We start from the raw sequence: 20,201 nt of genomic DNA, 5'->3' as shown, positions 1-20,201 counted from the left end.
TATCACGCCGCTCGCCGGACGCCGGGATGTTGCCCCCGGCCGCCATGGCTGCTCCCATGGTCAGGGGTGGTGGTGTCATGCGGGGACTGCGGGTGACGCCCGCGCGGGCAGGGGGCCGTAACAGGCTGTACGTGAATCTTCCGGGCGGCCCTGTGGTCGCCTGGTACGACCCCGACAACGGCCGGATCAGTGTGGTTGCCGAGCAGTACAGGGACGCCGCGCTCACGGCCCTCGCCCCTCATGTCACCGGAGACGTCACCGTCGGACCGCCGCCCGTCCCCTCCGCGGCGGACCTCGCCCGGCTCACCCTGCACCCCGACGACGACCTGGCGCCCAACCGCCCCGGAGAGGCCCTGCACGCGGAGCTGGACATGCGGCCCGCGCCGGCCCTGTCCCGGCTGCGCGGGGACCCGCGCCGGGCCGACCTCGCCGCACAGCAACTGCTCGGTGAGGCGCTGGAGCGGCTGGAGCCCGCCGGCTGGCGGACCGTGCACTGCGTACCGCTGCCGGGCGCCGACCGCATCGACCACCTCGCCGTCGGCCCCGGCGGGGTGCTCGCCGTACAGGTCCTCGCCGCGCAGCGCGCACGGGTCCGTGTCCTCGGTCCCGTGGTGCGGGTCGGCCGCCGACCGGGGGACGGGTACGCGGGCGCGGTGCGCCGCCGGGCCGAGCGCGCCGCCCACGCGCTGGCCACGACGGTGCGGCCGGTGCTGGCCGTGGTGGGCGCCGCGCGGCTGGAGACGCGGTCCGTCCCGCAGGACGTCCGTGTCCTCGGGGACGACGAGGTGCCCGCGCTGGCCCGGCTCGGCGGCGTCCTGAAACCGGCCGACATCGAGGCGCTCTACGCGGCGGCACGGGACCGTCGCACCTGGCTGGCCGTGTGACCCGCGCGCCGGGCCACACGGCCCGGTGTCAGGGCAGGTTGCCGTCCCGGTCGACGCGGCACGGCGTCAGCGCAGGTTGTTCAGCGCAGGTTGTCGCCCCAGCCGCCCTGCATCATCGTCTGGAACGCCCACCGGCCCTCCCGCCGGATCAGGACGTCCGCGTATCGCAGCCGCTGCGTGTGACCGTCCATGGTCATGGTCGAGTCCGTGAAGACCACGGCCATGGCGGGGGAGAGGAAGACCGGCGTCCGTACCGACTCGAAGGTGATGTCGTCGCCGCCGTCACCCATCACGTGCGTCATCGTCCGTACGAACTGCTGCCGGTCCCACTGTGCCGAGGCGCCGTTGCCCGCGGAGTCGTCGCTGACCAGGTTGAGCGGGAAGACGGCCATGTCCGCCATCCGTTCGACGTCCCGCTTGGCGCTCGCCTCGTCGTAGGCGGCGAACCACTCCTGGATGCTCGCCAGCTCCTCGGCGGTCGGGGTGTAACCGGTGTCGGGCAGTCGCGTCACTCTGTCTCCTCAACTGTTCAAAGTTGACTACATGATCCGTCCCGAAGGTACTGCCCTTCTCGGTATCTAGTCAAACTTGATTAATCGAGTTCCTCGGGCAGCCGCAGCCGCACCACCGTCGTGACCGTGTGCCGCGTCGTGCGCTGCTCCACCTCCGCGGTCAGCCCCGGCTCCACCGCCCGGTAGCCGACCTCGCCCACCCCCACCCCGACGGCCGTGCCCGTACCGGCGCCCACCCGCCCGGTCAGCGCCACCGCCGCCTGGGACCGCACCGCCGGGGACAGCGGGCTCGACACCACCGGCGTGTCGTCGTCCGGCAGCACCAGCACCAGCGACCCCGGACGCGACGCCCCGCCTGTGAAGCCCACCACGGCCGCGTCCCGGCTGCTCGTGTGCCGCAGCTTCCGCCAGGCACGCGCACCGCTGCGGTACGTCTGGTCGAGCCGTTTGACCACCAGCCCCTCGACGCCGATCGAGGGCAGCGTCCGGAACCAGGTCTCCGCCTCCGTCACGTCCAGCGTCATCGGCACCGGCTGGAGCGGCGGCCCCAGCGGGCCCACCAGCGCGACCAGCCGCTCCCGCCGCTTCGCGTACGAGAGCCGCCGCAGATCCTCGCCGCCCTCGGCCAGCAGGTCGAAGGCGGCGTACGAGGCGGGCAGGCTGCGCGCGAGCCCAGGCGCCCGCCCGGCGGTGGCCGCGGCCCGCTTCTGCACGGCGGCGAAGTCCGTGCGCCCGTCCCGCCACACGACCACCTCGCCGTCGAGCACCGTGCCGTCCGGCAGCCGCGCGGCCGCCTCGGCGAGGTCGGGGAAGGCGGCCGTGACGATCCGTCCCGAACGGGCCTGCAGCAACACCTCCCCGCTCACCCGGAAGACCACCATCCGGTGGCCGTCGAACTTCGGCTCGTACGCCAGGCCCGCCCCGCGCGGCAGAACGGTCACGGACTCCGCCGCCGCGACCTTCAGGGGCGGCCTCGGCACGCTCACGGCAGCTGCCCGGCGCTGTCCGGGTCGGTGAGCGGGCCGAGCAGCTCCCCGTACCGGTCGAGCCGCGCCGCGATGTCCCCGAGCCGGAAGACGAGCCCCTGCCGCGCCTCCACCTCCTCCCACGTCACCGGCGCCGACACCGTCGGCTCGGCGCGGGCGCGCAGCGTGTAGGGGGTGGCGGTCGTCTTGGCGGCGGCGTTCTGGCTGTGGTCGACGAACACCTTCCCGGGCCGCAGCGAGCGGGTCATCCGGTGCAGCACCAGCTTCGGCATCGCCGCCTCGCCCTCCTTCGCCAGGGCCTTGGCGTAGGCGGACACCTTCTCGGACGGCGCCGGCACGAGCGGCACCAGCAGGTGCAGGCCCTTGGAGCCCGAGGTCTTGGCGTACGCGTCGAGTCCGTCCGCCGCCAGCCGCTCGCGCAGCCACAGCGCCACCTCGCAGCACTCGGCGACACCGGCGGGGGCGCCGGGGTCGAGGTCGAACACCATGCGGTCGGCGACGGCCGGCCGCTTCGCCCGCCACTGCGGCGTGTGGAACTCCACGACGAGATTGCCCGCCCACACCAGCGACGCCAGATCGTCCACGACCACCTGCCGGGCGCCGGGGTCGTCCGAGCGGGGGACGGGGGCCGTACGCACCCAGTCGGGCATGCCGGGCGGCGGGTTCTTGGTGAAGAACACCTGGCCGTCGGGGCCGTCCGGATACCGCAGGAAGGAGACGGGACGGTCCTGGAGGTGGGGGAGTATCGCCTCGGCCGTGACGGCGTAGTAGTGCAGGATCTCGCCCTTGGTCGTCCCGGTGGCGGGGTGGATGACCTTCTCCAGATTGGTGAGCGCCAGCCGCCGCCCATCCACCTCCGTGATCGGCGTCATACGATGAGAATCCCATGAATCCCGGATGGAAGGGACAAAACGTGCGATCCATCTGGAACGGCGCGATCTCCTTCGGGTTGGTCAGCATCCCGATCAAGCTCGTCAACGCGACCGAGAACCACTCGGTGTCCTTCCGGCAGATCCACGAGGCCGACGGCGGCCGGATCCGTTACCGCAAGGTGTGCGAGCTGGAGGAGAAGGAGGTGGCGAACGCCGAGATCGGCAAGGCGTACGAGGACGCGGACGGCGCCATGATCCCGATCACGGACGAGGACCTCGCCTCCCTGCCGCTGCCCACGGCGAAGACGATCGAGATCGTCGCCTTCGTGCCGTCCTCCGAGATCGATCCGCTCCAGATGGACGCCGCCTACTACCTCTCGGCCAACGGCGTGCCGGCCGCCAAGCCGTACACGCTGCTGCGTGAGGCGCTCAAGCGCAGCGACAAGGTCGCCATCGCCAAGTTCGCGCTGCGCGGCCGGGAACGGCTCGGCATGCTGCGTGTCGTCGACGACGTCATCACCATGCACGGTCTGCTGTGGCCCGACGAGATCCGCGCCCCCGAGAGCGTGGCGCCGCAGGCGGAGGTGACCGTACGGGAAGCCGAACTCGACCTGGCCGACGCCCTGATGGACACCCTCGGCGAGGTCGACATCGAGTCCCTGCACGACGACTACCGCGAGGCGGTCGAGGCCATGATCGCGGCGAAGGTGGAGGGCGGGGTCACGGCGCCGGAGGCGGAGCCGTCCGCCGAGCGCGCCGGCGGAAAGGTCATCGACCTGATGGCGGCCCTGGAGAGCAGCGTGCGCGCGGCGCAGGAGGCGCGGGGCGGGAAGGGCGAGGTCGCCGAGGTCACGCCGATCAAGGGCAGGCGGGAGCCCAAGCCGTCCGGGACGAGGAAGTCGACGTCGCAGGCCGCGAAGAAGACGGCGGCCAAGAAGACGGCGGCCACGTCGACGGCGAAGACCGCCAGGAAGACGGCGACGGCCGAGTCCACGGCGAAGACCGCCAAGAAGACGGCGTCCAAGAAGACGGCGTCCAAGAAGGAGTCAGAGCCCGCGGCGAAGAAGACGGCGTCCCGCAGGCGCAGTTCGGCCTGAGGGCTCCTGTCAGCGCCTCAGCAGGGTGTCCAGGGCGGACTCCAGGTACGCGTCTTTGTCCGCGTCCCGCGGCAGGGCCTGGGGCACCGCGTGGGCCAGCTGAGTGTGCCCGAGGTAGCTGCTGTACGCCAGCAGGCCGCGCGTGCGTGCCTCCGGGGCGGGGAAGCCGAGCTCCTCGAAGAGCCGCGCCACGTATCCGATGCGGCGCTCCGTCACCCGGCCGAGGACGGCGGCCACTTGGGGGTGGGCGGCGGTGGCGAGCAGCGACACCTCCAGAGGGTCGTCGGCGGCCGATGTCGTCGCCTGGCGGAGCAGGGTGCGCAGCCGCCGCTCCGGGTCGGGCTCGTTCTCGACGGCGGTGATGATCTCCTCGGTGCAGATCTCCTCCCAGCGCTCCAGAGCCGCCTCGATCAGCGCTTCTCGATGGGTGAAGTGCCAGTAGAAGCTGCCCTTGGTGGTGCCGAGCCGCGCGGCGAGGGGCTCGACGGCGACGGCGGCGAGCCCGCGCTCGGCCATCGCGGCGAGCGCCGCGTCGGCCCAGTCCTGTGCGCTGAGCCGTCGGCGTCCCTGCTCCCGCTTGCCCTTCTTCTCTGCTTGCACCATGTCCATACGCTACCGTACGGTTGAACATACGCCACCGTATGGAGGTGCGCCGTGCGCGCGGAACGCAATGTCCACGAGCGTGTCGTCGAAGCCCCCGCCGACGTGGTCGGCGCCCTGCTCGACCGCTTGTCGTCGCCGGACGACCCGATCAGCCCGAGCCCCGTCTGGCCGCCCATCCGCTTCGACCGTCCGCTCGGCGTCGGCGCCGACGGCGGTCACGGCTTCGTGAGGTACCGGGTCACCGCGTACGAACCGGGCCGCGTCATCCGCTTCGACTTCCCGCCGCCGCACAGCGGCCACCACACCCTCACCGTGGAGCCCCTGGACGCCGACCGCTGCCGCGTGACCCATGTCCTCGAAGAGAGGCAGGGCCTCCGTGAGGCACTGATCTGGTCGCTCGCCATCCGCCCGATGCACGACGTGATGATCGAGGAACTCCTCGACAACGTCGTCCGCGCCGCCACCCCTGAGGCGCCCCTGCGGCCCGCGCACTGGAGCCGCTGGACCCGCCTGATGCGGCGGGCCGTCTGGTACCGGCCGAAGGCGGTGGCGTTCCCGGCGGCGGCCGCCCTCGCCCGACGGGCCTTCGACGAGCCGGACTTCACCGATTCCTGGCAGCTCCCGCTCGACCCCGGCATGCCCAAGGCCCCCGCCGCCTGGCGCGACGTCCTCCCGTTCGAGGTCAGGGCGAGCGCCCCAGACGAACTGCTGCTCGGCGAGGACGCGAGCCATCTCGACTTCCGCGCCTCGGTGCTGATCGCGGACGACACGGTCACGCTGACCACCGTCGTACGGATCCACAACCTGCGCGGCAGGCTCTACTGGGCCGTCGTGCGCCGCTTCCACCCCTTCGTGACCCGCCTGGCGCTCCGCCGCACCCACCGCCGCCTGGCCTACGCGGCGCCGCCGGCGCCGGTGCGCCTGACGCGGGACGCGCGGGCCGGGGCCGCGGGTGACGCTGATGCGGCAGCCACGGCCCGAACCTAGACTGGCGAGCGCCCGATACATCCCGAAAGAGGGAGATGCGCACCATGTCCAAGCGAGGCAACAAGCGACGTGCCCGCAAGAAGAAGGGCGCGAACCACGGCAAGCGCCCCAACGCCTGACGGCGAGCGTCTCAACGCCCAACGCCCAACGCCTGACCGCGAGCGGCCCAACGCCTGACGACAAGCACCCCAACGCCTGACGCCTGAGCCGTTCGACGTCCTGCCATACTCCTCCGCCATGGGGGAGACCATGGCGGACCCGGCAGTCCGGCGCCGCCGAACGACCGTCCGGGCCCTGGTGGGAGCCGCCACCGCCTGCGCGGCGGCGGTGCCCGTCGGCCACTGGGCCGCCCGCCCGGGTGGCCTGCTCGCGCTCGCGCGGACCTTCGACCACCCGCTGCTCTTCGGCTGGCTGTTCCTCGCCGCCCTGACCGCGGCGCTGATCGTGGGCTTCCGGCACGTGGCCGTACGCGTCGTCGTCTCGGTACTGGCCGCGGCCGCCGTCCTCCTCGGCGGCCCCGTCTCGCTCCTGCTCGCGCAGTCCGCCTTCACGGCGACGCTCCAGGACGCCCCGGCCCCCGGCCGCCCCGACCGCCACCTGGTGGTGGAGGAGGGGGCGGACCTGATCGACCCGTTCTGGCAGGTCTACGTGGACGAGGGCACGGGTCTGACCACACGCCGCTGGCAGGTCGCCCACTTCAACGGCGACGACCCGGCCAACGCGCTGGCGGAGGCCGCATGGGCCGGCCCCGACCGCATCCGCCTGGTGACGGACGACGGCGCCGGCGAACGGCACACGTACGTCATCGACCTGTCCCCGGCGACGGGTGAGCCGTCGCGGACGCTGTCCCGCGGCTGAGCCCTGACGCCGGCCGGTTCAGGACAACGGGGTCAGATACATGCCCGAGGACCCGGTCCCGGCTGTGTTGCGGCAGCTGAAGTCGCCCGTCGGCTTCGCGTAGACCAGGGACAGGCAGCGCCCCTGGGCCAGTTGCCCGTAGTAGTTGGGGTGCGCGGACTCCTGCACCGGCCCCTGCGTGCCGTCGCTGTCGATCCAGCGTGCCCACTCGCTGGCCGAGGCCGACGGCGGCTGCGTCGCGCTCACCAGACGGCTGGCCTTCGCACAGACCTCGCGGCCCTGGAGCATGTCCCGCAGGTCCAGGAACTGCGTGCCCTTCGCCGCCGCCAGCGCCTTCAACCGGTCGGCGAGCTGCGGCACGAGCGAGTCGCGCGCCCAGTCGGCGTCCAGGTTCCAGAAGGGGCACCCGCCGGTGTGCACCCGCGACCAGCCGCTCTCCGCATACCGGTTCTCGCCGCCCCGGGGGATCGGCGACGGGTACGACTGGAGCACGATCCGGTACGAGGAGGCCGCGTACCCGGCCCCGGACATCACCGCGCGGATCTCGTCGACGGCCTTGCCGACGTTCGCCATCACGGTGTCGATCTTGGCGTCCACGACGTCCTGCTGATCGTCGTGGCAGTAGGAGTAGTAGAGGATGTAGTCCTTCGCGCAGGTCGTGATGATGTCGGCGAACCCGAGGTCGTTGCCGCCGATCGACAGGGCGATCACCTTGACGTCGTACGTCGCCGCCACGGCGGCCAGTTGGTCCGCCTGCGGCGCCTCGCCCTTGAACCACGTGCCCCCGCTGGACGCCCGGAAGACGTTCTGCGTCGTCGCCCCGGAACAGGCGAGGTTCACCAGCGCCTGGGTCGTCCCGGTGGCGCTGCGCACCTCCGCGGAGTCCGACCGGTGGCACCCGTTCACGGCGGTCGTCCCGTACACCCGCGCCGGGTCGTACGCCGTCCCGGTCCAGGCCCGGTCGGTGCCGTCCCTGCTGCCGGTGTTGGTGAGGCTGTTGCCCTGCCACCGCCCGGCCTCGCCGGAGATGTAACTGTCCCCGAGCGCCACGATCGCGGTCGCCCCACTGCCCGGCCCGGCCTGCGCGGTCCCGGCTCCGGCGGCCACGAGCCCACAGAACGCGAGAGGCGCGGCGACGGCGGCCCGCAGCCACCGCTGCCTGCGGGCAGTCGGAGGCGACACTCTGAACAGACGGAATCCAGACACGGCGAACTCCTGCTACTGGCCACGGAAGAGAGCGATTTCCGGTCGTTCTCGACGAGGGTGTGGCGTACGGGTGGGGGAGCCGCCGACCGGTGGCATGCGGAATCTGGCACGCAGGATCTTGTTACCGCTAGGTAGGTGCAGGTCTCTTTTCCGTCACGTGGTGACCCGGGGCAGGTCTGTTTTCCGACACTTGCCTCGGAGCTGCCTGTAACCCGAGGTAGCACCGACGGCTGTGGCGTGGATCACAGAATCGGGCCCCGTTCCGCGCCGAGCTGCCCGAATGGGCCCGTCTCGGTACGGTCGTTGCATGGAACGGGTCGGTGCGGTCCTGATCGATATCGACGGGGTGCTCACCGTGTCCTGGAAGCCCTTGCCCGGTGCGGTTGAGGCGATGCGACACCTGCGTGAGCGCCGCGTACCGCTCGCGCTGCTCACCAACACCACGTCGCGCACCCGCGATTCCATCGCGACGGCCCTGGCGGAGGCCGGCTTCCCCGTCACTGCCGAAGACGTCCTCACCGCGCCGGCTGCCACGGCTGCGTACCTCACCGAGCACTTTCCCGGGGCGCGCTGTCTGCTGCTCACCAGCGGCGACATCGCCGACGACCTCGCGGGCGTCACCCTCATCGACCTGGAGGACCCCACCCCCGCTGACGTGGTGATCGTCGGCGGCGCGGGCCCGGAGTTCGACTACGCGACCCTCAACCGCGCGTTCGCCCACCTCCAGCAGGGCGCCCGCCTGGTGGCCATGCACCGCAACCTCTACTGGCGCACGGAGTCGGGCCTCACGCTCGACACGGGCGCGTTCTTGCTGGGCCTGGAGCGAGCGGCGGACGTCGAGGCGGAGGTCATCGGCAAACCCGCCGCCGCGTTCTTCGCTACGGCCTTGTCCCACGTGGGCGCCGCCGCCTCCGAGACGCTGATGGTGGGCGACGACATCGAGTCGGACGTCCTCGCGGCCCAGCGCAACGGGCTGACGGGTGTGCTGGTCAGGACGGGCAAGTACCGCCGCGAAACACACGAGGCCGCGTCGGGGACGCCGGACCACGTGCTGGATTCGTTCGCGGACGTACCGGGCCTGCTGAACGACCTGACCGGCCCGTGAGCAAGCGACTCCTGTTCACTCGCCTTCACTCGCCCAGACGCGCTTTTCCTGCACATTGGGCGCCTCATGCCCAGGATTGACCGCGATGTGTTGTGTCTACTCACAGGGGTGAAGGATCATGCCCACGTTTGTTGCGCTGCTGAACTGGACCGACCAGGGGATCCGCGGCTACAAGGACACCCCGCAACGCGCCGAGGCCTTCGCCGCAGCGGCACAGAAGCTCGGGGTGAAGGTCCTGAACCTCTACTGGACCGTCGGTCCGTACGACATCGTGGCGGTCGTCGAGGCTCCCGACGACGAGACCGCCACCGCAGCGCTCCTCCAGGTCGGAGGATTGGGCAACGTCCGCAGCACAACCCTGCGGGCCTTCGGCCGGGAAGAGATGGACCGCATCATCGCCAAAGCAACTGGCTGAGGGACGCCCCCGTCGAGGACCTGCGGCTCCTGACGTCGCCCGCTCCGAGCGGCAGGCGCCTGCATATACGCGAAGACCCCGTTCTCAGCGATTCCGCTGGTGACGGGGTCTTCGGGCACCTCCGCAGGGTGCCCCCGGCAGGATTCGAACCTGCGCACACGGCTCCGGAGGGGGCTTGCGTCAGGAACATACATGCTGGTCAGGGGCTCGGAACGCGACGATAGGGAAGTCGCCGTCCACAGATAGGCCACGGGCTCACGCCGGTGCCCGGTTACTTGCCGCCGTCGGCGGCCAAGCACTTAGAAGGCGCTGCGTACATCAGGCGTTGGCCCGCTGCTGACCTGCCTGTTTCTAGATGCCGCGTTGCAAGATCTGGCCACTTCGACACGCACTCGACAGAACCTGCAACTGGCATGCGTGCAGTGTGCCAAAATCAGCAGCCAGGGAGGGTAGTTGCTGACGCAGGGGGTGTCAGCGCTGAGACAGTCGGCACAGGCTCTTGGATCGCATGCGGCCTCACGGCGTGTCAGCCGCTAGTCACACGGGTGACGTTCCCATCCGCAGCTCCCGACCGCGGCTTTAGTAAGAGTTGAGCACTTCCAGGGGGAACAGCATGATCGAGATCATTGCAGCGACCGTCGGTGGAGTCTTTGCGATCGGAGCTGCCGTCATCACCGTGCGGTGGACGCGGTCACGCTCAGCTGGTGACCCTATGGCGAATCAGGGAGCCCTCACGGACGCTACGGCGGCAACGGGCAGCCCCATTCCTAATGCACCGCAGACGCCCGAGAACCCCCAGCGGGACGTCTCGATCAATGCTGAGCAGTATATTCAGACGAATAACGGCACTGTCTCGCAGACGAACTATCGAGATGGTAAGCGGTGAAACTGCCAACAGGCATACCATCGGGACTCTTTGACTTAGTCGAAGCGGTACTCCGTTTTGTGTTGTCGGTCTTGCTGATTCTATTTGGCGTTGCACTCATCCAGCGAATATTCCCTAACGCGGCTCCTGAGGCTCTGAGGTTCGCAAATTACGTAGTGCGACTCTCGACCGATGAGTACGTTGTTGGGTTCGTACAGGATCGACTTTTCGTCTTCGTTCTCGTTGGCGTTGCCTTTGTCTTGTGGGTCACGCACAAGTGGCCCACGCTGATCAAGACGGTCGGGCAGGCTCTCAATCCATTTGCGAGAGTCGGCGTGGCCACCATTTCAGCCGCAGCAGCCGTTCTTGTGGCGCTCATTCTTGCGGGCCCCCTCGGCCAGTCTCGTTCTGGAGGGGAATGCGAATCTTCCTTTAGCCTGAGTCTGGATGGGGCGCCGTCGCTGATGAGTAACTCGAAATGCGGAGGGGGTGGCGATGGCAGGGATTCCGGCAATTGATCAGTATATTCAAACAAACAATGGAAGCGTCTACCAAACGATCATCAATAACTCGGGAGTTGATGAGGAGACTAAGCGGCAAGTGCGGCGGCTCGCGGTGGCTTCGCCGGATATGGTAGCTAAGCTGGATGCCATGCTAAAGGATTCCGGCGATGTGAAGGCGGCGGCAGCTCTCGTTAGAGAAGCTGGCGATATATTGTCGAGTACGGCTAGCGGATCGGCGAGGTTTACCGACGAGGGCGACGATCCGATGTTTCCCGGAAAAGGGGAGCGGGAACTCCGCAAGGCAATCGCTGGGCCATTCTTGCTAATTCTGATCATCGCTGCACTTATCCTCTGGCTGTGATTCTACTCTGTAAGCCTGGTGGTGATCTCTGAGGCATCGGCCTAGCTCATGGCACCTGTAGACCACCAGGGGCGTGGTCGGCCTAATGGCTCCGCCATTGCCTCGGACTGACCGCCAGGTGCCGATCGCTTTGGCTCAACAGTGCACGCGCAGCGCCCGGACCGCTGCGGTCACCAGTCACGCCAACGGTCGGTCAGTTGATACCGTCCCAAGCCGTGACGCACGGTCAGCGCTACAACATCACCCCGTGCTCGGTCAAAGCCTCGTCGATGTAAGCGCACAGCTCCTCGCGCTCGTCACTTTCGAATGCTGCGCAGCCGTGGGCCTCATTCACAGCATTCAGCGCCAGGACCACGCGCTCAACAACAGAAAAGACGCGTTCGTCCCCATCCTCGGAGATTCTCGGCAAGGCCTCCTCGAACACATCCAGGACCTCATCGGTCGCCACCAAGAGCTCTTCGGGGAAGAGCGCAGCCATGCAGGCGCACTCAGGGTCCAGTGTGCCGGCGGCGAGCTCCCGCTCTTCCTCAGCAATACCGTTACGCCAGCTTATTGTCGGTCTCTCAGCCATGACGCGGACCGTACAGGGGGTGACTGATAGCCTCACCCAATCTTCAAGCTCCGCTGCTGCAGGTGGACTGCCTGCGCCGACACGTGCCTTGTAAGTTCGCCCGATAGCGGCTGAGCACCCTGGCGGCCCCGGCGACGGCTGCTGCCCACAGCCCTCAGAGACTGCCTCTGTGCGCCGACGTTGATGTCAGCAATGGATGTCAGATCACGGGTTCGGCATCTGCTCGTCAGCCGCCCTGCGTGGTCGTGCAATCGCTTCCGCGGCACGCCTGTCAGCTGCATGCTTTCGCTCGATGGAGGCCCGCAGCTCCGCAGGGGTCGGCCATGGTGCACGCCGATGGATCATTCGATGGCAGTTGGCACATATGAGGGCGAGATCGCTGAGCTTGGTCCGCCCTTCGCCTGCTTCGTGCAACGGCACGACGTGATGGCACTCGATGTACCCAGCACCGCGGTCACCGTAGACGTCCTCGAAGTCGAACCCGCACGCCTCGCACGCCAGCCGCCCACCGCGCTGAATCACAGACGCAATCTTCTTCTTCCGCAACCTCTTGTTCCGCTCGCGAGCCTGATGCCGTCGCATCAGCAACCGCCCCTCAGGGGCGCTGTAGTCGTCGAACTCCTCGTCCTCGGTCGGCGCAAGGCTCTGCAGCTCGCCGGCCGCGATGCCCCTCCGGATGAGCCGAGCGACCTCTGTCATCTCGTCAGGCCGGGCAAGGAACTCCACGAGCACCGCAACGTCGAGGGCGCCGCCGTTGGTGGGCTTGCCCTGGTACTCCGGATGTCGCGTGGCGATGTCGAACGTCTTGCGCGCCACTCCGTTCGGGTTGCGGAACTTCTCGTTGCGCTCCGCCTCGGCGTGGATGGGAAGCAGCTGGAGCAGGCCTGACAGCTCGACCACCCTGGCGTCCTGAGCGTCCAGCCCCTTCCATCTGTTCTCCATCACGAGCTGACAGGCAAGGATGATCTCGTCCCGGGCCCAATCAGGGTTCTTGACAGCCTTGACCTGGAATCCTTCACGCTTCAGCCACGCCGCGGCGTGCTCCTTGCCTCCGCTGAACTCATCAGGCCTGAGGGCCCGCCCTTGGTCCCACTGGTGCGCCACGCCGGCTATGGCTTTGGAGTCGTACTCCCGCCCGTTGTGCACAACGACGTACGAACGAGCCTCGCCGAAGCCGTACTTCTCCAGAAACTCATCTCGTCCCAACTCGTCATACTCCGCGAGGGCCTTGAGCACGGACCCCTGTGTGATCGCTCCTCTGCGCATGGCGGCAGCGTACGGCCCACCACTGACGGCCAACCCGCCCGACGCAACCAATGCCGAGCACCGTGCGCCTGGCCATGCGCCGGATGCCCTCTTGCGCGGCTCGCACCCAGCCTGCACCGTTTCGTTGAATGCTGCTCGGCACTCAGGTGCCACAAGGGGGAAGGGCGGTAGCTCATGGCAACCGTGACAGGGTGGGCCGCGAAGACCTTCGGGGACGCCGCCGGCCCGTTGGCCGACCTGATCCGCGCCAGCTTGGTTCGAGCTCATACCCGAGCCCGTAACGGCCACGAGGGAGTGCAGACCCAGACCCTGGAGGCATACGGACACGGCCTGTACGCCGCGCAGTACGAGGAACTGGAAGTGGGTCTCGCATCACTCCCCGCGACCACCCCTATGCGCTTACAGGGACGCACACTCATGATCCTTGGCGAACATGTGATCTATCCCTTCCGATACGCGAAGAAGGACGTCCCTGTCACGGCAGCACGACTGCGAAGCGCCACGGGCTTCCGAGCCGAACTGATACGACGACATGGCCCCGAGCCCATGCAACAGGCCCTTGACCTAGGCCTCGACGAGTTGGACGAGCAAGAACCCCGTCCCGACCTCTCCCTGTTGTCAGAGGACGTCAAGCTCGTGCTCGTGGCCTACGCCTGTTCGATGACTCAGGGCGTCATGCGCATCGAATGGGGCTCCGCCGAACTGCGCCGCGAGGACCGCTACCTCATCTGGCACCACCACGAGCCACTCCACCCACCGTCGCCGTGAAAAATACCCCATCTGGCATGACGGCTCCAAGTGAAGTCACGTGCTGGACTCTACTTACGAAAGCTGGCAGAGTATTCTTCTTTTGCCTTCCCGATCTGAGCTTCAGATAGGCGATTGAAGTACTGAATCGCATCAGGTGACCACTTGACGAGGTTGGCATCCTTGTCACGCCAGCAGTACCTAGGCTCCTCACGCATTTCGTGTATAAAGGTCACGGCCTGCCACTCGTAACGGGTGGTAGGACGCTTCAGCTTCGGCAAGACATCCTTCTGCCGGTACGGATGCGAAACGTTCGGGTCAACCTTCCTAGAAACCACGACAGAATCGGCAAGATCCTCAGAGGTGACGCCCACAACAATGTCGGCTCGGTCGATCTTCTTCACGGATTGGAGTGACACATCAAACACAGTGAGGAGACGTTCAGTGTCGATTCCATCCGACTCCAGAGCGTCCGTCCTCTCCTTCAGATACGCCAAGAAGTCCTGCACCGCACGGCTCTTCGGCGACGATCCGGGTGAACCTTTCATGAACTCGACCGGGTCTATTGGGTTTTCAATACCCAGAGGCATGATACGCCAGGTGATTTCGTCAGCAATGTCCTTCCCGAAGACATGCGAAGCAAGGTCCCGATAGTTCAATATAGCCGTCTGAGCGAGGGAATAGATAAGCGCCGAGAACGCCTTTTCGTTGTAGAAATGCACGGCACTATTGCGATAGGTACTCAAAAGTTCGATGTTCGCATCAACCGCTTGGGAAGGTATGGACTTCGGCCATAGCGAGCTGTTCGCCGCTACCCTAAAGGCGTCCTGACAGGTGAGGGTCCGGTAAGGCTCACCCCGCTTCTTGGTGTAGTAAATGCGCGAACCCGACTTCGACACGATCGCTTTCAGGAGAAGCTCCCACGCATTCATCAGGAGAATGACAAAGACTTCGTCCCTGTACTCGAAGCGCGGCTTGTTGTATATCTCGATAGCGCCAACTATCGCGGCCTTGCTGTTGCCGAACAGCCGACGCGAAGACCCCTGATAATTCAACCAGCCCACCGCCCATCAACCTGCCCCCGCCCTGAGGCGGCTCCTTACGTGCAGAGTACGCCTGCGGGGAGACGGTGTTAAGCGTATTGTCTCAGTCGACTTCCAGGTCATGCTGAGAATTGGCGTGACCATATGGCTGCGCATAGGCGAGTGGCTTCGCCGCGACGGCCCCTGGCTCCACTACGACGATGCCGGCAGACGCCCACGGCCCCCTCCATCCCGGAGCCTGAGCGCCCCCGCCGGAGGCATCGTCCTGGTCGGCACTTCACGCACTCGCTCCAGCCACGTCATAATTCTTCTGCTCATCAACCCAAGCTGTCAGGCGTGCGGACGGCGGCCGGGCCGGAGCGGGGCGGAGACAGGAGCGGCGGTCCGGACGACGGGCCGCACGCGCCGCGCCGGGCGCGGCGGGTGCCTTGATCGAGCTCGGACGCTCCACGGTCTACAACCACATCCGCCCTCGCCGCTTGACCTCCATCACCATCGGACGAGCACGACGCGTACCGGCCGACGCCGTACGGGACTTCATCACCCGCGAGATCGAGGAGGCTGCCTGATGGCCTCCCAGCGAAAGCGCAACCCCAACGGCGCAGGCACCATCACCAAGCGCAAGGACGGCCGCTACCAGGCCGCCCGTCTACGTCCTCCAGCCGGACGGCACCCGCGCCCGCAAGTTCGCCTACGGCAAGACCTGGGCCGAGTGCGACGCCAAGCGGCGCGAACTCCTCGACAAGGTCGACCAGGGCGTACCCGTGCCCACCAAGTCGGCCAAGCTTTCCGAGTGGCTGCCGTACTGGCTGGACAACATCATCAAGCCGCGCAGGAAACGAACGACGTACGCCAAGTACGAAGTACACGTGCGGCTCTACCTGGTCCCGATGCTCGGCTCCAAGCGGCTCGAATCGCTGAGCGTCGCCGACGTCCGGCGCTTCCTCGTCCAGCTGGAGAAGAAGACCACCGCCGCGACCGCCAAGGAGTCGCACCGCGTGCTGCGGACCGCCCTCACAGCTGCCTGCCGCGAGGAACTGGTCACGAGGAACGTGGTGTCAATCCCCTTGCGCTTCTTGCGCCCAGTGCCACTCAGCCGCCATCTCCGCTAGGTTACGCCCTCCATTAACTTGCCACCTGGTTGGGCCCTGTACTGCACTCGGCGCTGCGGTCCAACCAGCAAGTTCCCAAATATGGACGATGAGGCCACTGGGCGAATAAGCCCGGCCATCATAGGACCATATAAGGGGTCGCGTACGATGGTTATGCCAGCGAGCTTGCGACCTCCGGTCATCTACAGCAAGCCATTCCCTAGTGGCCAGCTCCTCTGGGGGATTGCCGGGGGCGTAAGTCAGCGGAGTTCCATCCTTGATCGCGCTGGCACTGACAAGGGTTGCAACTACAGGGGGCCTCCGACGCCGTACCGGATGGCCCGGCTTCGTATGCATGGGGACAGTAGCGGGCGCAGGCGCCCCACTGCGCACGTCTTCGATCACCATTTGGGCTAGCTCCTTGCATCGCACCTCATTGATGAAAGTGCCCATCAAGAACGATGTCTTCCCGTAAGTCCCGTCGATCCGATACACCAGTCGAGGCAAGACCGCCTCCACCAAGTCAGGAATGGACGCCAGTGCGGCTTCAATAGGGAAGGACAGGTCATCGATATCCGCAAGATCGAGCAACTGGAAGACTAGGTGGGTAATGAATACTTCGCCGTGATGCACAGCAGAATTCACGCGCCCCACAAAATGGTCGCGTAGCCCACCTACAACCCTCCCCACCTCCCGCTGAATCTGTACACATCGCCAAATCCTCAAGGCGCTGGGGGATGCTCCGAATAGCTTCTGATATGCCCCCCGATCACCCATATCCCACAGAAGTTCTGTATTCCGCTTTGCCTGCACAGCTAGCTCAGGCGTTTTGTAAGCACACGCGAGCGCCACGGCCGCTTGCACCACGGAGCATCCATATTCAGGCGGGGGTTCAGCTTCGCCACGCTTATATACGTAAACTTTACCGAGAGTCAGGTCGAAGTCCTCACGGATAAGCGCCTGCCGTTCGTCGAGAGAGATGAAATCTCGACGATAGATGTCATTCTGCGTGTTCGTAGCTTCAGCGATTCGATTCGCATACAAGGCGTAGTCGTCGCCGAGAGCGATCACGCGCACAGCAACATCAGCATCTCCAACAGCGTGCATCGAATCCTGCATCGCCCTATGAATAGACGTGATGGTTTGCGCTCCATTCACGACAGTGGCATGACGCAGCCTGAGTTCCACAGGGTGATCGGGATGTCGACGTCCAGGGTAGTAGGGATCGACCTGATCACACAGTATTGTGATCCCATTATTGAAGTACCAGAAGTTTTCGGGCTCTTCCCTGAGGGTGGCTGCAATGCCACTATTGATGCGAGTTAGCCCCAGAGAATGGCGAACATTCTTCGAAAACAGACGGGCACCGTGGGCCTCGTACATTTCAGCCACGTCTCGGGCCCATAGACTGCCCTGGTACGAAGGGAATGGGAGGTCCCTCCTGAGCCATTTCAGCATCCGGACCGTCACGTCTACCGGATGAGGCTTTCGATCCTCGCGTAGCTGCTGAAGCAGCTCGGGGGTTTGCATAAGGCGATAGGTCAACATTGGCCCATGACCGTAATGATCATCCCTCGCCCGATTCATAATCTCGATCGTATGCGAACTGAGTGGATCGTGACCTACGAGCGCAATGACCATATTGATTCTGAGGTTGGGATCACCCAATGCCGAGTCAAGCTGCGCTGTGAAGGGTCGCAGCTTTTCGTTGAACGAGTCGAATTGCCTATCTTCCAGCAATCGCAACCCATCAATAAAAGCTCGAGCGGCATTTGTGTGGAAGCCTGCGTTTCCTTTTTCGTGCCACTTGGCTTGAACCAACCAAACTTGAGATCCGTCTGCAACTGCGACGGCATCAATACCGTTGTCATTGCTTCCGTCGATGACAGCGTCGGCGCAACGCTGCAAATCCCACCCAGTGACTCTGCGGATGGCTGTGGCCGCTACTGCCCGCGAAAGGAAGGCGCGCTCTCGTTCCAGCTCGGAGTTTCGCTGCAGGTCACTTTCATCGATGAGCCCTTGGAATGCTTGAGTTAGAGCTGACTGCATCTGGTGCAGTTCGAGAGACGTAGTCTTCACAGGTGGTCCCCACCCCGTCCAGGTCGATGTGCCGGCCTGCACCCGAGCGTAGTGGGGTGGCGTCTCATCTGATGTGCTGATCGGGACATCCTGAGGTCCGCTCGGGAGCGCCGCGTGCGGAACGATGAAGGACTGTCAGCGGTCGCCGCGGCAGGTGTGGCGCCCTAATGCGCTCCCGAGGGTGCGTGCGGCACAAGGTCGGTGGAGCGGCTTTGGGCGGGAGCTGCCATGGGGCGAGAGATCATGGCCCCGTAAGCTTCTGGCGAGTCGGGCAGTCTGTGGACCTGCCCGGTAAAGCACGACGTTGGGGCCATGATCTTCGAGGCTCGCCCCATGGTGGCTGCCTAAAGCCGTGGAGCCGACCGGCCCCAGCCACAGCGGCTACCGTCCACTGCATCAGGTGTGCTCGCTCCAGCCGCGCGGCCGGCGGAGCCCGGGGCCCGGAGCGGGGCGGAGACAGGAGCGTCGGGGCCCGGCGCTGGAGCCGGGGCCGCGCGCGGCGAGCGGAGCGAGCCGCCTTGAACCCGTAGAGAAGGTTTCTACTCACTCCGCCTGGGCGGCTCAGGGACGATTCGACTCGTGAATCCCTGGGCTCGCAAGCGCTCGTAGGCATCCCGAACGTCCTGGGGGACCTCTTGGCTGATCATGAAGCCCTGGGCGGGGTAGATCAGCAGCCGCTGCAGCGCTCCGACCAGCATGTCAACGACAAGGCGGTCGTTGCCGATCGACTCGGCGTAGTTGGCCATCGTCATGGGCGCCGACGCACTGACGAACTCGACATCCGGCCAGAGCTTGCGCGCCGTGGCGTAGGCCCGACGCTCCTCGTACGGCTTGCTCACCAGCAGCACGGACGACACTCGGACGCCTTGCTCCTCCAGCAGCGCACGTGAGAAGCGGATGTTCTCCCCTGTGTTCCGCGCCTGCGGTTCCACGAGGATGGCGTCTCTGGGAACGCCCAGCTCGATGGCGCGCTCACGGTAGTGCTCCGCCTCCCCACGTGGCATCCGGTCGCGGGTCGTCCGGCTCGTGGCTCCGGTGAAGACGATCAGGGGTGCCATCCCCTGCCGGTATAGCTCGGCGGTCACGTCGGCCACGCCCAGGTCGTGACTGCCCAGGCCGATGGCGACGGAGCACGGCCGCGGGCTGTGCCCCATGAGTTGGTAGTCCCAAAGGAGTTGAGCGTCCTTCATGACAGCATCCGTCATAGTCATGCGCCGTCCTCCGCCTGTGCCGAGTCAGGGACCTTGAAGTCGTACTCCCACGCGAAGCGGGAAGCGGCGTGGACGCCGACGGCAAACTCGACGACCGTGCCGTCCGCCGTGTACGTCGTCCGATGAAGCTCCATGACCGGTTCACCTGCCGGAAGTTGGAGGAGCTTCGCTTCCTCAGCCGTGGGGACGCGCGCGAAGAGGGCTTCCTTCATGTGGTCGATCTCGTACCCCGCGTCGTACAGCACCCTGTAACCGCCGCCCCTGCCGGCGGGGCCGGGAGTCGGGTCCACGAGTCGTGTCCCCTCTACGTGCTCCGGGCGGTAGTAGCTGGTCAGCGTGTGGGTCGGCTGCTCGCCTTCCTTCACCAGGCGGGCCCGCGCATAGACCTCGGCACCGGCCGGAACGCCCAGCATCTCGGCGACCTTGGGCGGTGCCGGGACGCGGCTGACCGTCTGGGTCTGCTCGTTGCGACGGTAGGCGCGTCCTGACGCCACCCGGTCGGCGATGAAAGCGACTTCGTCGCCGTCGCGCCACTTCGCCTTGTCGTAGCGCGCGATGCCCAGACGCTTCAACGGGGTCTGCTCACGCACCACCGTGCCGTGTCCGCGTGAGGAAGTGACGAGACCTTCCGCTTCCAGTGCTTTGTAGGCAGCGTGCACCGTGGACTTCGAGCCCTCGCCCCGTTCGACCAAGTCGCGGATGTGCGGAAGCTGCTGGCCAGGGCGGAGTTCGCCGCTCCTGATCTGCTCTGCCAGCCGGTCCGCCAGCTCTCTCCACTTCGGTGCCACAGGGCCTCCTTCGCTACAAGGCCCAGTGAAGCACAGTCCTAGGACATTGACAGTCCTGGGACTGTGCCCCCATTCTTGGGTATGTGCTCGCAGTCCTAGGACAGCGAAGGTGGGCGTCTGCCCTCGTGCGCGTTCTCTCTGACTCAAGGAG

Annotated in this window: 21 protein-coding genes and 1 pseudogene; 11 read left to right on the top strand and 11 right to left on the bottom strand. The window is 66.4% G+C overall.

Annotation, left to right across the window (positions count from 1 at the left end; all coding sequences use genetic code 11):
* The first annotated feature begins 77 nt into the window (after positions 1–77).
* Positions 78–884, top strand: coding sequence for a nuclease-related domain-containing protein (locus AB0K02_RS18185; RefSeq protein ID WP_365993449.1), 807 nt, complete (start codon positions 78–80; stop codon positions 882–884).
* 80 nt (positions 885–964) lie between these two features.
* Here the strand turns inward: AB0K02_RS18185 and AB0K02_RS18180 are convergent, their stop codons facing one another.
* The 3 genes from AB0K02_RS18180 to ligD form a co-directional block, all read right to left on the bottom strand.
* Entirely contained in the window at positions 965–1,396 is a 432-nt protein-coding gene (locus AB0K02_RS18180) for a DUF4440 domain-containing protein (protein ID WP_365993448.1), read from the bottom strand.
* Positions 1,397–1,476: 80 nt separating this feature from the next.
* The gene (locus tag AB0K02_RS18175) at positions 1,477–2,382 is read right to left on the bottom strand and encodes an ATP-dependent DNA ligase (protein ID WP_365993447.1); all 906 of its coding nucleotides are present in this window, start codon (positions 2,380–2,382) and stop codon (positions 1,477–1,479) included.
* Positions 2,379–3,254: a non-homologous end-joining DNA ligase gene (ligD, locus tag AB0K02_RS18170; RefSeq protein ID WP_365993446.1), complete on the bottom strand. Its 876-nt coding sequence runs from the start codon at positions 3,252–3,254 to the stop codon at positions 2,379–2,381. Before ligD ends, AB0K02_RS18175 begins: the two co-directional genes overlap by 4 nt.
* A 41-nt stretch (positions 3,255–3,295) precedes the next feature.
* Here ligD and AB0K02_RS18165 point away from each other — a divergent pair, with 41 nt between their 5' ends.
* A complete protein-coding gene (locus AB0K02_RS18165; protein WP_365993445.1) occupies positions 3,296–4,351 on the top strand; it encodes a Ku protein in 1,056 nt (351 codons plus the stop codon).
* Positions 4,352–4,360: 9 nt separating this feature from the next.
* On the opposite strand, the gene AB0K02_RS18160 is transcribed toward AB0K02_RS18165, so the two are convergent.
* Positions 4,361–4,954: a TetR/AcrR family transcriptional regulator gene (locus AB0K02_RS18160; RefSeq protein WP_365993444.1), complete on the bottom strand. Its 594-nt coding sequence runs from the start codon at positions 4,952–4,954 to the stop codon at positions 4,361–4,363.
* A gap of 51 nt (positions 4,955–5,005) precedes the next feature.
* Here AB0K02_RS18160 and AB0K02_RS18155 point away from each other — a divergent pair, with 51 nt between their 5' ends.
* Together AB0K02_RS18155 and AB0K02_RS18150 are read left to right on the top strand one after the other, a co-directional pair.
* A complete protein-coding gene (locus tag AB0K02_RS18155) occupies positions 5,006–5,941 on the top strand; it encodes a DUF2867 domain-containing protein (protein WP_365993443.1) in 936 nt (311 codons plus the stop codon).
* A 237-nt stretch (positions 5,942–6,178) separates the two neighbouring features.
* Positions 6,179–6,799 (top strand): hypothetical protein, encoded by a 621-nt coding sequence (locus AB0K02_RS18150; protein WP_365993442.1) that lies wholly within the window; start codon positions 6,179–6,181, stop codon positions 6,797–6,799.
* Between the two features lie 18 nt (positions 6,800–6,817).
* Here AB0K02_RS18150 and AB0K02_RS18145 read toward each other — a convergent pair whose 3' ends face one another.
* The gene (locus AB0K02_RS18145; protein WP_365993524.1) at positions 6,818–7,906 is read right to left on the bottom strand and encodes a GDSL-type esterase/lipase family protein; all 1,089 of its coding nucleotides are present in this window, start codon (positions 7,904–7,906) and stop codon (positions 6,818–6,820) included.
* A 406-nt stretch (positions 7,907–8,312) separates the two neighbouring features.
* On the opposite strand from AB0K02_RS18145, the gene AB0K02_RS18140 reads away from it, so the two are divergent.
* From AB0K02_RS18140 to AB0K02_RS18125, 4 genes are all read left to right on the top strand, one after another.
* Complete coding sequence (locus tag AB0K02_RS18140; RefSeq protein WP_365993441.1) at positions 8,313–9,110, top strand: TIGR01458 family HAD-type hydrolase; 798 nt, start codon at positions 8,313–8,315, stop codon at positions 9,108–9,110.
* A 118-nt stretch (positions 9,111–9,228) separates the two neighbouring features.
* On the top strand, positions 9,229–9,525 hold the full coding sequence (locus tag AB0K02_RS18135) for a GYD domain-containing protein (protein WP_365993440.1): 297 nt from the start codon (positions 9,229–9,231) through the stop codon (positions 9,523–9,525).
* Positions 9,526–10,138: 613 nt separating this feature from the next.
* Positions 10,139–10,411: a hypothetical protein gene (locus AB0K02_RS18130; RefSeq protein WP_365993439.1), complete on the top strand. Its 273-nt coding sequence runs from the start codon at positions 10,139–10,141 to the stop codon at positions 10,409–10,411.
* 474 nt (positions 10,412–10,885) lie between these two features.
* Positions 10,886–11,254, top strand: coding sequence for a hypothetical protein (locus AB0K02_RS18125; RefSeq protein WP_365993438.1), 369 nt, complete (start codon positions 10,886–10,888; stop codon positions 11,252–11,254).
* Between the two features lie 232 nt (positions 11,255–11,486).
* On the opposite strand, the gene AB0K02_RS18120 is transcribed toward AB0K02_RS18125, so the two are convergent.
* Both AB0K02_RS18120 and AB0K02_RS18115 read right to left on the bottom strand, forming a co-directional pair.
* Positions 11,487–11,825 carry a hypothetical protein gene (locus AB0K02_RS18120; protein WP_365993437.1) on the bottom strand — a complete coding sequence of 113 codons (339 nt, stop codon included), beginning with the start codon at positions 11,823–11,825 and terminating at the stop codon, positions 11,487–11,489.
* A 204-nt stretch (positions 11,826–12,029) separates the two neighbouring features.
* A complete protein-coding gene (locus AB0K02_RS18115; protein WP_365993436.1) occupies positions 12,030–13,091 on the bottom strand; it encodes an HNH endonuclease in 1,062 nt (353 codons plus the stop codon).
* A 174-nt stretch (positions 13,092–13,265) separates the two neighbouring features.
* Here AB0K02_RS18115 and AB0K02_RS18110 point away from each other — a divergent pair, with 174 nt between their 5' ends.
* The gene (locus AB0K02_RS18110) at positions 13,266–13,859 is read left to right on the top strand and encodes a hypothetical protein (protein ID WP_365993435.1); all 594 of its coding nucleotides are present in this window, start codon (positions 13,266–13,268) and stop codon (positions 13,857–13,859) included.
* A gap of 50 nt (positions 13,860–13,909) precedes the next feature.
* Here the strand turns inward: AB0K02_RS18110 and AB0K02_RS18105 are convergent, their stop codons facing one another.
* Complete coding sequence (locus AB0K02_RS18105; protein WP_365993434.1) at positions 13,910–14,902, bottom strand: DUF3644 domain-containing protein; 993 nt, start codon at positions 14,900–14,902, stop codon at positions 13,910–13,912.
* 407 nt (positions 14,903–15,309) lie between these two features.
* Here AB0K02_RS18105 and AB0K02_RS18100 point away from each other — a divergent pair, with 407 nt between their 5' ends.
* Together AB0K02_RS18100 and AB0K02_RS18095 are read left to right on the top strand one after the other, a co-directional pair.
* Entirely contained in the window at positions 15,310–15,450 is a 141-nt protein-coding gene (locus AB0K02_RS18100) for an excisionase (RefSeq protein WP_365993433.1), read from the top strand.
* Positions 15,450–15,936, top strand: a pseudogene (locus tag AB0K02_RS18095) (site-specific integrase); the annotation flags it as partial. The gene AB0K02_RS18100 and the pseudogene AB0K02_RS18095, both read left to right, overlap by 1 nt.
* Before the next feature lie 3 nt (positions 15,937–15,939).
* Here the strand turns inward: AB0K02_RS18095 and AB0K02_RS18090 are convergent.
* The 3 genes from AB0K02_RS18090 to AB0K02_RS18080 all read right to left on the bottom strand — a co-directional run bounded on the left by AB0K02_RS18090 (position 15,940) and on the right by AB0K02_RS18080 (position 20,050).
* A complete protein-coding gene (locus AB0K02_RS18090) occupies positions 15,940–18,051 on the bottom strand; it encodes an AIPR family protein (RefSeq protein WP_365993432.1) in 2,112 nt (703 codons plus the stop codon).
* A 539-nt stretch (positions 18,052–18,590) separates the two neighbouring features.
* A complete protein-coding gene (locus AB0K02_RS18085; protein ID WP_365993523.1) occupies positions 18,591–19,256 on the bottom strand; it encodes a YdcF family protein in 666 nt (221 codons plus the stop codon).
* A gap of 2 nt (positions 19,257–19,258) precedes the next feature.
* Positions 19,259–20,050, bottom strand: a complete 792-nt coding sequence (locus tag AB0K02_RS18080) for a GntR family transcriptional regulator (RefSeq protein WP_365993431.1) — start codon at positions 20,048–20,050, stop codon at positions 19,259–19,261.
* Positions 20,051–20,201: the final 151 nt, after the last annotated feature.

Source organism: Streptomyces sp. NPDC049597 (assembly GCF_040675505.1).
GTDB lineage: Bacteria > Actinomycetota > Actinomycetes > Streptomycetales > Streptomycetaceae > Streptomyces.
The sequence above is the reverse complement of the archived record's forward strand: the minus strand, read 5'-3'. Positions and strand labels throughout refer to the sequence as shown.

Coding starts and splice junctions, on each gene's coding strand:
- AB0K02_RS18185 (WP_365993449.1), top strand. CDS start 78: ATGCGGGGACTGCGGGTGACGCCCGCGCGGGCAGGGGGCCGTAACAGG.
- ligD (WP_365993446.1), bottom strand. CDS start 3,254: ATGACGCCGATCACGGAGGTGGATGGGCGGCGGCTGGCGCTCACCAAT.
- AB0K02_RS18160 (WP_365993444.1), bottom strand. CDS start 4,954: ATGGTGCAAGCAGAGAAGAAGGGCAAGCGGGAGCAGGGACGCCGACGG.
- AB0K02_RS18150 (WP_365993442.1), top strand. CDS start 6,179: ATGGGGGAGACCATGGCGGACCCGGCAGTCCGGCGCCGCCGAACGACC.
- AB0K02_RS18140 (WP_365993441.1), top strand. CDS start 8,313: ATGGAACGGGTCGGTGCGGTCCTGATCGATATCGACGGGGTGCTCACC.
- AB0K02_RS18135 (WP_365993440.1), top strand. CDS start 9,229: ATGCCCACGTTTGTTGCGCTGCTGAACTGGACCGACCAGGGGATCCGC.
- AB0K02_RS18130 (WP_365993439.1), top strand. CDS start 10,139: ATGATCGAGATCATTGCAGCGACCGTCGGTGGAGTCTTTGCGATCGGA.
- AB0K02_RS18125 (WP_365993438.1), top strand. CDS start 10,886: ATGGCAGGGATTCCGGCAATTGATCAGTATATTCAAACAAACAATGGA.
- AB0K02_RS18120 (WP_365993437.1), bottom strand. CDS start 11,825: ATGGCTGAGAGACCGACAATAAGCTGGCGTAACGGTATTGCTGAGGAA.
- AB0K02_RS18115 (WP_365993436.1), bottom strand. CDS start 13,091: ATGCGCAGAGGAGCGATCACACAGGGGTCCGTGCTCAAGGCCCTCGCG.
- AB0K02_RS18110 (WP_365993435.1), top strand. CDS start 13,266: ATGGCAACCGTGACAGGGTGGGCCGCGAAGACCTTCGGGGACGCCGCC.
- AB0K02_RS18085 (WP_365993523.1), bottom strand. CDS start 19,256: ATGACGGATGCTGTCATGAAGGACGCTCAACTCCTTTGGGACTACCAA.